Below are 15,513 nucleotides of genomic sequence, written 5' to 3'. Positions count from 1 at the left end.
GGGGTATACGAGACAGGCGACGGCGCCGCCCCGGCGGGACGCTTCTCCGCTGCGCAGACGCTGCGTCAGCGGCTCGGCCCCGAGGCCCACCGGCGCGCGCCCACGGCGCCGGGCCGCGCCTGGCGGCTGCCGGTGGGCGGGATCCAGGACGGCCCCCGGTTCGGGTGGCGCGGCATGATGCTGGACGTGGCCCGGCACTTCATGCCGAAGGACGGGGTGCTCCGGTACATCGACCTGATCGCCGCGCACAAGCTGAACGTGCTGCACCTGCACCTGACGGACGACCAGGGCTGGCGGGTCGAGATCAAACGCCATCCGCGGCTCACCGGGGTCGGTGCGTGGCGGCCGCGCAGCCGCCGGGGGCACCGGGCCTCGCCGCTGTGGAACGAGACCCCGCACGGCGGCTTCTACACGCAGGACGACATCCGCGAGATCGTCGCGTACGCCGCCGAGCGGCACGTCCGGGTGGTCCCGGAGATCGACGTGCCGGGGCATTCGCAGGCCGCGATCGCCGCGTACCCGGAGCTCGGCAACACCGACGTCGTGGACACCGCCGCGCTGGAGGTGTGGGACGACTGGGGCATCAGCGAGAACGTGCTCGCGCCGACCGAGGCCGTACTGCGCTTCTACGAGGGCGTCTTCGAGGAGCTGCTGGAGCTGTTCCCCGCGGACGTCTCGCCCTTCGTGCACGTCGGCGGCGACGAATGCCCCAAGGAGCAGTGGCGCGCGTCGGCGGCCGCGCAGGAGCGGATCCGGGAGCTGGGGGTGGACGGCGAGGACGGGCTCCAGTCCTGGTTCATCCGGCACTTCGACGGCTGGCTCGCGGAGCGCGGGCGGCGGCTGATCGGGTGGGACGAGATCCTGGAGGGCGGGCTCGCGCCCGGCGCCGCGGTGTCCTCGTGGCGGGGGTACGCGGGCGGGATCGCCGCCGCCGAGGCCGGGCACGACGTGGTGATGTGCCCGGAGCAGCGGGTGTACCTGGACCACCGTCAGGCGGACGGACCCGAGGAGCCGGTGCCGATCGGGTACGTGCGCTCGCTGGAGGACGTGTACCGCTTCGAGCCGGTGCCGCCGAAGCTGTCCGCGCGGGCCGCGGCCCACGTCCTGGGCGCACAGGCCAACGTGTGGACCGAGGTGATGGAAGACCAGAGCCGGGTCGACTACCAGGTGTTCCCGCGGCTGGCGGCGTTCGCGGAGGTGGTGTGGTCGCGGCTGCCGGACCCCGGCGAGCGGGACCACGCCGGCTTCGAGGCCCGGATGGGCGCGCACTACCGGCGCCTTGACGTGCTGGGCGTCGACTACCGGCCCCCGGGCGGGCCGTTGCCGTGGCAGCGGCGGCCCGGAGTGCTCGGACGCCCCGTCGAGGGGGAACCCCCGAACGTGTGAGCCGGGCCGGGCGGGCCGGGGCGGTGGGCGGGGCGGCCGGGGCGGACCGGGGCGCCGGGCGGCGGCGTGCGGCCGGAGCGGACGGGCGGCGTGCGGCCGGAGCGGGCGAGCGGCGTGCGACCGGTTTGGCCGGAACCCTTCCGCACGGTCGGGCCCGGCGGTGTCGCGAATCCTTCCGGATGGTTCGTCCCCGATCGGAATCCTTCGGACTTCTTCGGAACCCCGGACCGTTCCGGGACGTCCTTCGTTCTTGGGGGGTGTCGGGAACTCTTGCTCGATTTCGGCTTATTGGGCGAAACTCTTGGATCCGGTTCTATCGGTGGATACGGGGGAAACCGGACGGCCGGAAGCTCCAGGGGGCGCCCGCGGGACCCTCGCGCCGGGCGGTGGGGAAGATGTGCCAGAGTTGCCACGTCCCGGCGGTGAGCACGTACCGTACGGCGGACAGGCGTGAGCGCCGGGACCGGGACATCGGGAAGGGGCAGCTGGGTTGACCACGCACGCACCGCATGCACTGCATTCATCTCAGGGGCCGCAGGCGGCGCAGTCCGTGACGCTGCCGGCCTCGCTCGACGAGGCCGTGGCGGCACTCGCCGCCATGCCCGCCGCCGTGCCCGTCGCCGGCGGCACCGACCTCATGGCCTCCGTCAACGCCGGGCAGCTGCGCCCCGCCGCGCTCGTGGGCCTGGGCCGGATCAACGAGATCCGCGGCTGGCAGTACCAGGACGGACATGCCCTGCTCGGCGCCGGTCTCACCCATGCGCGGATGGGACGGCCGGATTTCGCCGCTCTGATCCCCGCCCTGGCCGCGGCCGCCCGCGCCGCCGGACCCCCGCAGATCCGCAACGCCGGCACCCTCGGCGGCAACATCGCCACCGCCGCGCCGACGGGCGACGCACTGCCCGTACTGGCCGCGCTGGAGGCGATCCTCGTCATCCACGGCCCCGGCGGGTCCCGGCGGGAGATCCCGGTCTCGTACCTGCTGGCCGGCCGCGAGATGCTGCGGCCCGGCGAGCTGATCGGCTTCGTCCGGGTGCCGCTGCTGCACGCGCCGCAGGTGTTCCTCAAGGCCACGGGACGTACCGGGCCGGGGCGCGCCGTGGCGTCCGTGGGGCTCGTACTGGACCCCGCGCGCCGCGGGGTGCGCTGCGCGATCGGCGCGGTCGCCCCGATGCCGCTGCGGCCCCTGGAGGCCGAGCAGTGGGTGGCCTCGCTCATCGACTGGGACGGTGAGCGGACGCTGGCCCCCGAGGCGCTGGAGGCGTTCGGCGAGTACGTCGCGGCCGCCTGCGTCCCCGACCAGGGCGAACCGGTGGCACCCGGGGTACTGCATCTGCGGCGGACGGTCGCCGTGCTGGCACGGAGGGCCCTGGGGAGGGCGCTGACCTCATGAGTGGGAACGAGAACGTGAGCGGAACGACGGGGGACGCGGGTCCCGCGGGGCCGGCCCACACCGAAGCCGGCTGGGGCTGGGAGCCCGTGCCGCAGGGCGGCGAGTACGACTCCGACGCGACGGCCTTCGTGAAGCTGCCGCAGGACATGCTGGACGCGCTCGGCACCGGGGAGCCGCTCGCGGCGCCCGGGCACGGCTACGTGCCGCCGCCGATGATCGTGCCGCTGGGCTCCGGCAGTGCCGATCCGGCCGCGACGGGTACGTGGACGATCCCGGCGCAGTGGCCCGACGCGGGGACGGCGCCCCAGGGCGGCACGGGAGCCCCGGCGGGCGTGGCCGCGTCCGGCGGCCCGGCGCCCGCGCCCGCGCCGGTCGGCGGGCCGATCCCGGCGTCGATCCCGATCCCGGCCTCGGCCGCGGCGGCGTTCGCGGAGCGGGGACAGGCTCCGGTCCGGGTGGCGGGGCACGGTGCGGCCGAGGCTCAGGCCGCGGGACAGGCTCCGGGCCGGGGCTCGGCTCCGGGCCAGGGCTCGGCAGTGGCTTCGGCTTCGGCTTCGGCCGAGGGTGAGCACGATCCCGGTGCGACCGCCGAGTGGCGGTTCCCGGACGCGGTCCAGGACGCCGAGCCCGTGACCACCGGACAGTGGACCCTCCCGGAACTGGCCGAGCAGACGGGCGAGTTCCGTCACAGTGCTCCGGCCGCCGACTGGAGCCAGGCCCCGGCGACCCTGCCCGGCGGCGCGGCCGCCCCCTGGGCGACCCACCCCGAGTTCGAGGCCGCGCGTCCGGACGCGGTGCTGAGCGCGGGCGTGCTGAGCTCGGGCGTGCTGCCCGAGGCGCGGCCCGACGCGGGCGACGCGGGCACCTCGGGCGCCGGCCTGCGGCGGCTCGGCGGACCCGGCGTCGGCGGCCCCGGACGCGGTCCGCGCGTGCTGGGCGGCCCCGGCGTGGGCACCCTCCCTGAGGCGGAGCCGGAGCATCCGGCGCCGCACGACATCGACGCCGCCCACGGCCCGGCGGCGGCCCCGGTCACGCCCGAGCGGCCGCACCCGGCAGCGGAGACCGCCGAGGCGGCCGAGGCCGCGGCCGTGGCGCCGGAGCACGAAGCGAGCGCCGTCGCGGCCGCGGAGTACGCCCTCGCGGGCGCTCCCGGTGCCGCCGGCTTCGCGGAGCCCGGGGACACGTCCGGGCACGGCCTGAGCGCGCACGAGGCGGCCGGGCACGAGGCCGTCGGGCACGAGGCCGTCGGGCTCGAGGCGGCCGCGCACGACACGAACGGGCACGGCTTCACGGCATCCGGCCACGGCCCCGCCGGGGCGGAGCCCGGGCCGGCCGGCGAGCACGGGTTCACGCCGGAGCCCGCGGACACCGACGGGCACGGTTTCACCGGCACGGCGGCCGGGGCGGCCGAAGCCGCAGGGGTGGTTTCGGAAGCCGGGGCCGTCGGGGGGCCGGGCTCGGGTCCGGGCGGAGCCGGGGCCGCGGGGGTGCCGGGTGCGGACACCGCCGACAGCGCCGTGGCAACGCCGGACGCGGCAACGGCCGGAGGTTTCCCGGCCGGGGGGCCGACGTACGAAGAAGAACCGGCAGCCGGGGCCGTCGCCCATCACGAGCACCCGCTGGCTTCCTACGTCCTGCGCGTGAACGGCGCCGACCGGCCCGTCACCGGCGCGTGGATCGGCGAGTCCCTGCTCTACGTGCTGCGCGAGCGCCTCGGCCTCGCCGGTGCCAAGGACGGCTGCTCCCAGGGCGAATGCGGGGCGTGCGCCGTGCAGGTCGACGGGCGGCTCGTCGCCTCCTGCCTGGTCCCGGCCGCGACGGCCGCGGGCAGCGAGGTCCGGACCGTGGAGGGGCTCGCCGACGGCGGGGAACCCTCGGACGTGCAGCAGGCGTTGTGCAGGTCGGGTGCGGTGCAGTGCGGGTTCTGCGTGCCCGGCATGGCCATGACCATCCACGACCTGCTGGAGGGCAACCACGCCCCCAGCGAGCTGGAGACCCGGCAGGCCCTGTGCGGAAACCTGTGCCGCTGCTCCGGCTACAAGGGCGTCATCGAGGCCGTGCGCGACGTCGTCGCCGAGCGTGCGGCGACGGCCGCGGCCGAGGCCGAGGCGCCCGCGCCCGGGGACGCGCACGGCCACGGGGACGCACAGCTCCACGGGGACGCGCACGCCCTCGGAGGCGGGCACCAGCTCGGCGGCGCACACGGCGGCGCACACGGCGGCGCACAGGGGCAGGTGTACGGGTACGGAAGCGGCGCGGAGGCGCGCATTCCGCACCAGGCGCCGCCCGGCGAGGGCGGGATCCACCACAACGGAGGCATGGCGTGAGCGGGCACGACGCGGCCACGGCGACGGCAACGGTATCGGTCTCCACGAGCACCTCGGCCGCCGCGGCGCCCGAGGCGGGCGAACAGCAGACCCCGCGCGGAATCGGTGCCTCCGTGCCCGCGGCCGACACCCGCGCCAAGAGCGAGGGCACCTTCCCGTACGCCGCCGACCTGTGGGCCGAGGGCCTCCTGTGGGCCGCCGTCCTGCGCTCCCCGCACGCCCACGCCCGCATCCTCTCCGTCGACACCTCCGCGGCCGCCGCCATGCCCGGCGTGCGCGCCGTCGTCACCCACGCCGACGTCCCCGGCGCCACCACGCACGGCCGCCGCATCGCGGACCGGCCCGTCTTCGCCCACGACGTCGTCCGCCACCACGGCGAGCCCATCGCCGCCGTCGCCGCCGACCACCCGGACACCGCCCGTCTCGCCGCCGCCGCGATCGCCGTCGAGTACGAGCTCCTCGACGCCGTCACCGACCCCGAGCAGTCCTTCGGGGCCCCCGCCCTGCACCCCGACGGCAACCTGATCCGGCACATCCCGCTCCGCTACGGCGACCCGGAGGCCACCGGCGAGGTCGTCGTCGAGGGCCTGTACCGGATCGGCCGCCAGGACCCCGCGCCCATCGGCGCCGAGGCCGGGCTGGCCGTGCCGCGGCCCGACGGCGGCGTGGAGATCTACACCGCCTCCACCGACCCGCACCTGGACCGCGACCTGGCGGCGGCCTGCTACGGCCTGGAACCCGACCGGGTGCGCGTCGTCGTCACCGGAGTCCCGGGCGCCACGGCCGACCGCGAGGACGCCGCCTTCCAGCTGCCGCTGGGCCTGCTCGCCCTGCGGACCGGCCACCCGGTCAAGCTGGCCGCCACCCGCGAGGAGTCCTTCCTCGGCCACACCCACCGCCACCCGACGCTGCTGCGCTACCGCCACCACGCGGACGCGGACGGGCGCCTCGTCAAGGTCGAGGCCCAGATCCTGATGGACGCGGGCGCGTACGCCGACTCGTCCTCCGAATCGCTGGCCGCGGCGGTCGCGTTCGCCTGCGGCCCGTACGTCGTCCCGCACGCCTTCGTCGAGGGCTGGGCGGTCCGTACGAACAACCCGCCGTCGGGCCACGTACGGGGCGAGGGCGCGATGCAGGTCTGCGCCGCGTACGAAGGCCAGATGGACAAGCTCGCGGCCGCCCTCGGCATCGACGGCGCGGAACTGCGCCTGCGCAACGTCCTGGCGACCGGCGACCTGCTCCCCACCGGCCAGACGGTCACCTGCCCGGCGCCGGTGGCGGAACTGCTGCGCGCGGTGCGCGACTTCGAGCTGCCCTCCCTCCCGAAGGACGCCCCGGAGGACGAGTGGCTGCTGCCCGGCGGCCCGGAGGGCGCCGGCGAACCGGGCGCCGTCCGGCGCGGGGTCGGGTACGGCGTCGGCATGGTCCACATGCTCGGCGCGGAGGGCACGGACGAGGTCTCGACGGCGACGGTCAAGGTCGTCAACGGGGCGGCGACGGTCATCTGCGCCGCCGTCGACACCGGCCAGGGGTTCTCCACGCTCGCCCGCCAGATCGTCCAGGAGATCCTGGGCGTGGACGAGGTGGTCACGGCCCCGGTCGACACCGACCAGCCGCCGGCCGGCCCGGCGGCGCACGGCCGCCACACGTGGGTGTCGGGCGGCGCCGTCGAGCGCGCGGCGAAGATGGTCCGCACCCAACTCCTCCAGCCGATGGCCCACAAGCTGGGCATGTCGACGGAACTCCTCCAGATCCAGGACGGCCGGATCACCTCCTACGACGGCGCGTTCTCGACGACGGTCGCCGAGGCGATGGCGGGCAAGGAACTCTGGGCGACGGCCCAGTGCCGCCCCCACCCGACGGAGCCCCTGGACGGCGACGGCCAGGGCGACGCCTTCGTGGGCCTGGCGTTCTGCGCGATCCGTGCGGTGGTGGACGTGGACATCGAGCTCGGCTCGGTCCGGGTCGTCGAACTGGCGGTGGCCCAGGACGTGGGCCGCGTCCTCAACCCCCGCCAGCTGGAAGCCCGTATCGAGGCGGGCGTCACGCAGGGCGTGGGCGCGGCCCTGACGGAGAACCTCCGCTCGGTGTCGGGCCTGGTCCGCCACCCCGACCTGACGGGCTACGCACTGCCGACGGCGCTGGACACCCCGGCGGTCCGCATCGTCAAACTGGTCGAAGAGCGGGACGTGGTGGCCCCGTTCGGGGCGAAGGCGGCCAGCGCGATCCCTGTGGTGACGACGCCGGCGGCGGTAGCCTCGGCAGTGCGCTCGGCGACGGGCCGACCGGTGAACAGGATCCCGATCCGCCCCTCGGCGGCGGTCGCGGCGCCCAACTCGTGACCGTGTGACGCGCATTGCACGTGCAACCCCGAGGTTGGGACTGTCGGAACCGGTCGCTAGAGTGATCGGCAAGACGAGTAGACACGGGTAAGACGTAGTACGCGCGCGTGCGAACGGGCGTGAACGGGGCCGGGGAAGCAGCGGAATCCGCTGCGACCCCGGGAACAACGGGGAGTCGGGGAGGCCATCGTGGCAGAGGAGTCGGCGCCTGGCCTGTTGGGGCTGGGCAATATCGGTGCGGGCATGGCGGACGCGATCATGGCGCAGGCGAAGGCGCTCGAGGTCGAGTTCGAGTCGATGAAGGACTTCAAGAACCGAGTCGACGAGCTCCTGGACAAGCTCGACGGATCCCAGGCGGCCGACAAGAAGCTGGCCCACAGCACCCTGCCCGACGGGGCACTGGGCCACGGCTTCGCGGAGGCGGAAGCCCTCCACAAGACGTACTCGACGGTCCAGACGCAGCTGGAGAACCTGTCGAAGGGCCTGGCGGGGCAGATCGAGGCCCTGGGCATCGCGATCCTGATGACGGGCAAGGACTACGGCGGCGTGGACGCGGAAACGGAGGCGCGCATGCGCGCCATCATCGCGCAGTCCAAGAAGGACTACGTCCCGGATCGCGACCCGCTGTACAAGGAGAAGCAGCAGCAAGAGGCCCAGCACGGCTCGACGGGCGAGGGCAAGACGGGGAAGGCCAAGCTCTGATGGCAACGGACTTCGAGGGTTACACGCACCAGCAGCTGCTCGCCATGGTTGCTCCCCTTGACGCGGAGACGGTCAAGACACGCGGCACCCAGCTGACGGAGGCGGCCAAGGCGCTCAAGGAGATCGGCGAGAGCCTCAAGAAGCACCGCGTGAAGGGCTGGGAGGGCGAGGCCGCCACGGCGTTCGAGACCTGGGTCGGCGAGACGGGCAGCGCGACGCTGCGGCTGAGCGACTACAGCGAGGCCGGCGGCAAGTGGATGACCGAGGCCGGTCAGACCATGGTCGAGGTCAAGAAGAACATGCCGGCGTACGACGCGGACGCGGCGGCCAACCTCAAGGCGGCCCATGACTTCCACAACGACCCGGACGCCCAGAAGATGGGCCAGGAGGCCCACGCGAAGCTGAGCGGTGACCACCAGAAGGCGGTCGACGCCCTGACGAAACTGGCGGGCTCGTACGACCAGTCGTCGACGCAAATGGGCAAGGCCGAAATCCCGACGTTCCCGCCGCCGCCGCCGGTGTTTGCGCCTAAGGGTGTTTCCAGCGACACCTATGCAGCGCGCCCTGGAGGAGGAGCGGGGGCGGACGGTGCTTCGTATGCACCGACGGCACCACGTGGCAGCGGCCCTTCGCAGGAACTTGGCGGGGTGCCGGGACACCAGCCGGAAATTGCCGTTCCTCCGACAACTGGGCCTGCGCCGGTACCGGGACTCCCGGATCGGAACGTTGACGTGGACCTCGACCACGTCTCGACGCTTCCCGACAGGACCGTTCCCCCAGTCACGAGCCTGCCTTCCATTCCGGGACCGGGTCCGACGACCGGCGGTACCCCTCCAGTCCTGCCTCCGCCCGTCACGCTCCCGCCCATCGGTACGCCCATTCCGTCAGGCGGCGGACCCGGCGGCAAGTTCCAGGTGGCGACTCCTCCCCTCGGCAAGGCCGGCGGTACCGGGGGTCTGCTCCCGCGTGAGACCGGGATCATGGGCGGTCGCCCGGTGACCACCAACGGCCCGAGCGCCGGCATTCCACGCGGCACGGTCATCGGCCAGGAAGGCGGCGGCCAGCAGGCACTCGGCCGCGGCATGGGCGGCGGAATGCACCCCGGTGCGGGCGGCGGCCCCCACGTCGGCGGCCCGGGTGGTTCCGGGGTGGGCCGTCGCCTGGCCATGGAGCCGGGTGGCGTCGTCGGCGGCCGTCAGTCGCCCACGGTCGGTCGCCCGACCACGGGCGGTCAGCCGTTCACACAGGGGGGCTCCGGCCTCGTGCGCAACGGTTCCGGGGCCGGTTCGGCCCGCGGCGCCATGGGGCACGCTGGCGCGGGTGTCCACACCCCGGGCAACCGGAGTGACCAGCAGAACGGCGAGCGCCCCGACTACCTGGCCGAAGACGAAGAGACCTGGCAGAGCAACGACCACGTTGTTCCGCCGGTGATCGACTGAGCAGAACGGACGTTGCACGAGATGCGCATGCGTAAGGCGACCGCGGCCGTGGTCGGCCTCCTGCTGGCCGGGGTCGCCGCGACCCCGGCCCAGGCGGCGACTATTCGGTCGCAGCAATGGCATCTCGACGCCATGAAGGCCGACGACATCTGGAAAATCAGTACTGGCAAGGGCGTGATCGTCGCCGTAATCGACAGTGGCGTGGACCGGATTCCTGAGTTGGAAGGTCAGGTTCTACCCGGCAAGGACTTTGCGACCTCTGCTGAGGGCGATGAGCGCACGGACTACGACAAGCACGGCACGACCATGGCTGCGATTATCGCAGGGTCCGGAAAGCATCCGAGCGGAGATGGGGCTTTCGGCCTGGCGCCAGGCGCGAAGATCTTGCCGATCCGGGTGCCTCATGAGTTCAACTCGACGAGTCCTTCCTGGACCGAGGCGATTCGCTACGCAGCGGACTCGGATGCCAAGGTAATCAACATCTCAATGGTCTCCGAAAAGGATGACCCGGCGAGACTTGAAGCGGTCAAGTACGCCTTGTCTAAAGGCAAGTTGATCTTTGCCGGTGCGGGCAACGATGGGAACACGACCAACCACATCCTTTACCCAGCTGCGACGCCGGGCGTAGTGGGTGTTGCTGCAGTTGACAGCGACGGTGCCGCCACCGCGGAATCCCAGCATGGTCCTCAAGTCGACCTCTCCGCTCCGGGGATCAACATCTTCACCGCCTGTGCAGGGGGGACAGGACTCTGTAATTCGCACGGCACAAGTGACGCCACCGCCCTCGCCTCCGCCTCGGCGGCCCTGCTCTGGTCCGCCCACCCCGACTGGACCAACAACCAGATCCTCCGAGTCCTCTTGAACACCGCCGGCAAGCCCGACGATGGACCGCGGAACGACTACGTGGGCTACGGGGCCGTACGTCCCCGGATCGCGGTGCCGAACCCCGGTGATCCCGGCCCGGCGGACGTGTACCCGCTTCCCGATCTGGCGGCCGCCGACGCCAAGAACTCGCCCGCCCCCTCGGCCTCCGCAGGCGGCAAGAAGCCCGAGTCCGGTGCCCCCCAGGCCGAGGCCAAGAAAGACGGAAGCAGTCCCGTCCTCTGGATCGGGCTCGGGCTCGGTGCCTGTGTGCTCATCGGGGGAGCCGTCGTCGCTGTTGTCGTTCGGCGCAGGAACGCCTAACGTCGCCCGATGCGGATGCGTCGGACCACCTCGGCCCTGGTCGGCCTCCTGCTGGCCTGGGTCGCGGGGGCCCCGGCCGCCCACGCCCAGCCTGCTCGGCCGGAGCAGTGGCACCTCGGGGCCATGCAAGCCGACCAGATGTGGAGGGTCGGCACCGGCCTCGGTGTCACCGTCGCCGTCATAGACACCGGCGTGGGCCGGATCCCCGAGCTCGACGGCCAGGTGGTCCGCGGCAAGGACTTCTCCCACGGCTACGGGGGCGACGAGCGCACCGACTACGGCGATCACGGCACCGGTATCGCCGCCCTCATCGCCGGCACGGGCAGGCGTCCGACGGGCGACGGGGCGTTCGGGCTGGCGCCCGGGGCCAAGATCCTTCCGCTCCGCGTCTCCGAGGGCGGTGGAAACCTCCGCCTCCACCAGTCGATCGCCGAGGCGATCCGGTTCGCCGCGGACTCGGACGCCAAGATCCTGAACATCTCCTTCGGCGGGCCCGGCGAGAGCGAGGAGCTCGACGCCGCCGTCCGGTACGCCCTGGACAAGGGCAAGCTGATCTTCTCGTCGGTCGGCAACGAGGGGGACGGCCCCAACGAGGTCATGTACCCCTCCGGCTCGCCGGGCGTGGTCGGCGTCTCGGCCGTCGGCCCGGACGATGCCGCGACCGAGGAGTCCCAGCACGGCCCGCAGGTCGATCTGGCCGCCCCCGGCGTCGACATCGTCACCGGATGCGCCGACGAGACCGACCCCCAGACCGACTCCGGGACCGACTCCGACTCCGGTCTCTGCAGTCACCACGGCACCAGTGACGCCACCGCCCTCGCCTCCGCGTCCGCCGCCCTGCTCTGGTCCGTCCACCCCGACTGGACCAACAACCAGGTCCTGCGGGTGCTGCTGAACACCGCCGCCGCGCCCGTCGGCGGTGGCGGGCGCAACGACTACGTCGGCTACGGCGTCGTACGCCCCAGTACCGCCCTGCTCGCCGCCGGTCCCACCCCTGCCACCGACCCCGGTCCCGCCGACCTCTACCCGCTCCCCGACCTCGCGGCCGCCGAGGCGGGAGGCGCATCAGCCGTGCTCACCCCGGCATCCGCCTCCCACGGGTTGCTCCCGTGGGGCGTCCTCGGGGTGGGAGTCTGCCTGCTCGCCGCCGGAGCCGTAACCACAGGTGCAGTTCAACGTGTTAGACGGTGATGTGACACAAGGACAACAGCAGGCGATGTCGTTCGACGAGGAATGGTCCACCGCGCGCGCCACCGCCGCGGCCAGCGTCTCGATGCGGCTCGACCACGCACCCACCACCCCAGGCGGCAGCGGATCGGGTGGCACAGGTGGTGATCTGGAGATCGACCAGGACCACATCGGCGCCATCGGATCCGAGGCGTACAAGCTGCACACCCGGCTCCTGACCGACGGCAAGCACGCCGCGACGGCCTCGGCCGAGGCGGCCGGCGCGCTCACCAAGGAGGGCTTCGCGAGCGGCGCCGCGCTGGCGAAGGCCAACGCCACCTGGGAGAGCCAGGTGAAAACGCTGGTCGCCGCCTGCGCGAACATCTCCAACGGTCTCAACTACTCGCTCTCCTCCCACGCCAAGGACGAGCAGCAGCTCCGCGCCGACTTCACTGCCTCCGCCATCGACACGTACCTGAAGTAGGCGCCCACGATGCTGACGTACGAGAACGTGCTCAACGCGCCCGTCGACAGGCTCCGGACGGCCGTCACCGACTGGAAGGCGATGGCCGGCAAGCTGGACGAGCTTGCCGAGTCGGCCCGCAACGGGATGAAGGCAAAGTCCGACAAGGCCCGGTGGAGCGGCGTCACCGCCACCGTGGCGCGGGGTTTCGTGGACAAGACGGCCAAGGAGTTCGAGGACGCGGCCAAGGAGGCCAAGGGTGTCCACACGGCGCTGACCGAGGGGCTCGCCGTCTTCAAGACCTCCAAGGAGCAGCTGCAGAAGATCGCGACGGAAGAAGCGCCGGCGGCCGGCTTCCAGGTCGGTGCCGACGGCAAGGTCTCCGTCACTCCGCTCGCCACCGAGGCGGACCGCAACGCGGCGCGCCACGATCCCGACTACCAGCAGTCCATCCGGGAGAACCGCGGGCTGTGGCAGAAGAAGATCGACGACATCATCGACAACTGCGACGACGTCGACCGGTCGCTCGCCCGCATGCTGGCCGCCAACGTCACCGACGCCCACGACTTCGGCGGGCCCGTCTACGCGAGCCTCGACGCCGAGCAGGCCGGCCATGCCGTGGCCCTGGCGAAGAAGGGGCGTGACCTGAGCCACGCCGAACTCGTCGAGCTCAACGAACTGCTGGCGGACAACGCCAGGGTCCCCGAGTTCTCCGAGGACTTCTACTCGGCCCTCGGGCCCAAAGGCGCGCTCCAGTTCTTCGGGTACATGTCCACGGACACCTATGAGTACGCGAAGCTCGACGAGCAGCGCCTCAAGGACGTCCAGGCGCTGCAGAGGAACCTGGGGCTCAACCTGGCCACCGCCACCAACTCCGGCAACCAGCCGCACCTGCCCGACGGCTTCGCGCAGGAGCTGCGCAAGCTCGGCACCCAGCACATCCCGCTCGCCAGGTACGACCAGAACCCGCCGTACGGGTACCAGCTGCTCGGCGGCATCATGCGGTACGGGAACTACGACCCGAAGTTCCTGGTCCCCATCGCCGAGCACGCCGCGCAGATCCACGCCAAGGACCCGGACTTCTTCAACGGGACCCGGCAGATGGCGGGCTACGGCAAGAACATGCTGAACCCGTCCGGGATCAACGGCGCCGGCTACGACCCGGTGGTCAGTTTCCTGGAGGCGCTGGGCCACAGCCCGGAGGCGGCCCGGCAGTTCTTCGACCCCGAGCGGTCCCCGCACGCGTACGACCGGGACGGAACGGAGGGGCCGGGGCCGGCGGACCTGGGCAGGGGCGCCGACAAGAAGCCGATCAAGAGCTACCTCGACTTCTTCGGCAACGCGAAGTACGACTTCACCATCGACATGGAGGGCATGAACCCGGACGACCTGGAGAAGGTCCGGCAGCACATGCCGGACGCCCTGGGCCACGCCCTGGAGGCGGCCACCCTCGGCCACGCCTGGGACGACCCTGCGCCCAGGCTGGAGCGCAACGAGATCTCGGCGCGCATCATGGAGGAGGTCGTCACCAAGTACGGAGGCGATGCGGCGCTGCTGAACAGCCAGGAGTCGATGGCGGACAGCCTCGGGCGCATGGGCGCCGGCTATGTCGACGATGTGAACCACGCCCTGAACGGCAACGACCCCAAGAGTGTCTTCGCACAGCTTGCCCACGGCCACGCGCAGTTCGATCAAGAGCAGGCACGCAGGTTCCTCAGCAGCCTGGGCCAGCATGCCGATTCCTGGCTCACGATGTCGCGTGCGGAGTCGGTTTTCCAGGCCTCCGTGCTGGAGAGCCAGGTGGGTGTGGACGGACAGCTCAACCGGAGCGGTCTGATGGAGGCGGTCCGAACGGGCGGTGAGTTCCAGGGGATTCTCGACGAGTCCCGTGGCAAGCAGATCGATGCCGACGCGGAGAAGTGGCTCAAGGACTACGACCGGGCCCTGGAGAAGCGCTCGGGCTGGATCGAGTTCGGTGCCACTGCCGGAATCGCGGCAGGTGTCGCCTTCCTGCCGGCCACGGCCCTGGCGGCCGGTGCGGCGGCCGTGATCGTACCGCTCGCCGTCGACACCGGAAGCGGTGTGCTGGAGCAGGCTGCGAGTGGGCTCGTCAGCGATTGGTCGGACGCGGAGTCGGAGCGCAAGAAGGACGCGATGGAAGGCAAGGCCCACGACGACAAGGCGAGCGTGTACCAAGAAGGCGAGCGCCAGTCCCGAGGACCAGCGGACCGCTTCCTGCGGCAGCACCCCGTCAGCGACGACGACCCGTTGGACGAGGTGCTGAGGCAGTCGTCCATGACCGGCTACAACACCGGCTGGGGCCTTGAGAGGCATGCGGGCAACGAGCCCCAGACGAAGAAGCCGGGCGAGTGAAGGGGTGGCGCGCCCGATCGGGCCGGGGCAAGGCCCGGCGCGGCGGTGTCGCGCTGGGCACGACGATGGCAGCCGTTCTCGTGGTGGGCTGTGGAGGGGAGGAGCAGGACGATCAACCGGTCCGGCTGTCCGCGGCCGAGGTCTGCGGTGACGGCCTCCTGAACGCGGCCGCCGTACGCGCGGTCGAGCTGCTCACCGGAGCCTCGGAGTTCGATCCGCCGCGCAAGAACGCCGTGGAAAGCGTGGCGGCCATGGCAGAGCACCTCGCCGGTGGCTATGCCGCGATCGGCGCCTCCCTGGGCGGCTCGGTCTGCGAGGCGGTGCCGTTCGACACGGTGAACAGACGTCGGCTGTCGGTGTCGTTCGCGATCCAGCACGAGTCGCAGCGGACGGGAGAGGGGAGCGAACAGGGCAAAGGCGCCTACTGGGAGTACGACCTGGGCCGAAATGCCCTGGTCCTGTCCGACCGGGCCCGCCTCTTCTTCGACTGCGCCGGCACCCGCCTCGCCGGACCCGGCACCGCGGTGCCGGTCGAAGTCAGCGTGAGTCTCTCGTCGGGCTCCCGAGGGGATGAGCCGGCCCTGCGGGAGGCCAACCTCGCCATCGCGCACTCCGCTGCTCTCGTCATGAGCCGGGAGCTGGGGTGCCAGGGCAACGGTGGTCTGCCGGACGCGCTGGTCGTCAGGGAGAAGGCCGCCAAGACCAGGCCATGAGAGAAGGCCGCTCGGACGGGGTC

11 protein-coding genes are annotated in these 15,513 nt (G+C 72.4%); all 11 read left to right on the top strand.

All coding sequences use genetic code 11. The features are described 5' to 3' along the window. Positions 1 to 1,386: beta-N-acetylhexosaminidase (locus tag ACFXA3_RS14615; RefSeq protein WP_385186754.1), on the top strand; the 1,386-nt coding region annotated here is incomplete at its 5' end. A 490-nt stretch (positions 1,387 to 1,876) separates the two neighbouring features. After that, entirely contained in the window at positions 1,877 to 2,779 is a 903-nt protein-coding gene (locus tag ACFXA3_RS14610; protein ID WP_385186751.1) for an FAD binding domain-containing protein, read from the top strand. A 14-nt stretch (positions 2,780 to 2,793) separates the two neighbouring features. Further along, on the top strand, positions 2,794 to 5,106 hold the full coding sequence (locus tag ACFXA3_RS14605) for a 2Fe-2S iron-sulfur cluster-binding protein (RefSeq protein WP_385186749.1): 2,313 nt from the start codon (positions 2,794 to 2,796) through the stop codon (positions 5,104 to 5,106). Then, complete coding sequence (locus ACFXA3_RS14600; protein ID WP_385186747.1) at positions 5,103 to 7,448, top strand: xanthine dehydrogenase family protein molybdopterin-binding subunit; 2,346 nt, start codon at positions 5,103 to 5,105, stop codon at positions 7,446 to 7,448. Before ACFXA3_RS14605 ends, ACFXA3_RS14600 begins: the two co-directional genes overlap by 4 nt. A 189-nt stretch (positions 7,449 to 7,637) precedes the next feature. Further along, complete coding sequence (locus ACFXA3_RS14595) at positions 7,638 to 8,150, top strand: hypothetical protein (protein ID WP_385186745.1); 513 nt, start codon at positions 7,638 to 7,640, stop codon at positions 8,148 to 8,150. Beyond that, positions 8,150 to 9,589, top strand: coding sequence for a WXG100 family type VII secretion target (locus ACFXA3_RS14590; protein ID WP_385186742.1), 1,440 nt, complete (start codon positions 8,150 to 8,152; stop codon positions 9,587 to 9,589). The genes ACFXA3_RS14595 and ACFXA3_RS14590 overlap by 1 nt, the downstream gene beginning before the upstream one ends. Before the next feature lie 21 nt (positions 9,590 to 9,610). After that, on the top strand, positions 9,611 to 10,774 hold the full coding sequence (gene mycP, locus ACFXA3_RS14585) for a type VII secretion-associated serine protease mycosin (RefSeq protein ID WP_385186740.1): 1,164 nt from the start codon (positions 9,611 to 9,613) through the stop codon (positions 10,772 to 10,774). Between the two features lie 9 nt (positions 10,775 to 10,783). Then, positions 10,784 to 11,965, top strand: a complete 1,182-nt coding sequence (gene mycP / locus ACFXA3_RS14580; RefSeq protein WP_385186737.1) for a type VII secretion-associated serine protease mycosin — start codon at positions 10,784 to 10,786, stop codon at positions 11,963 to 11,965. A 25-nt stretch (positions 11,966 to 11,990) separates the two neighbouring features. After that, a complete protein-coding gene (locus tag ACFXA3_RS14575; RefSeq protein ID WP_385186734.1) occupies positions 11,991 to 12,425 on the top strand; it encodes a hypothetical protein in 435 nt (144 codons plus the stop codon). A 9-nt stretch (positions 12,426 to 12,434) separates the two neighbouring features. Beyond that, complete coding sequence (locus tag ACFXA3_RS14570; RefSeq protein ID WP_385186732.1) at positions 12,435 to 14,777, top strand: hypothetical protein; 2,343 nt, start codon at positions 12,435 to 12,437, stop codon at positions 14,775 to 14,777. Further along, complete coding sequence (locus tag ACFXA3_RS14565; protein WP_385186730.1) at positions 14,774 to 15,490, top strand: hypothetical protein; 717 nt, start codon at positions 14,774 to 14,776, stop codon at positions 15,488 to 15,490. Before ACFXA3_RS14570 ends, ACFXA3_RS14565 begins: the two co-directional genes overlap by 4 nt. The last annotated feature ends 23 nt before the right edge of the window (positions 15,491 to 15,513 follow it).

Source organism: Streptomyces sp. NPDC059456 (assembly GCF_042750055.1).
In the GTDB taxonomy this organism is placed as follows: domain Bacteria; phylum Actinomycetota; class Actinomycetes; order Streptomycetales; family Streptomycetaceae; genus Streptomyces.
The sequence above is the reverse complement of the archived record's forward strand: the minus strand, read 5'-3'. Positions and strand labels throughout refer to the sequence as shown.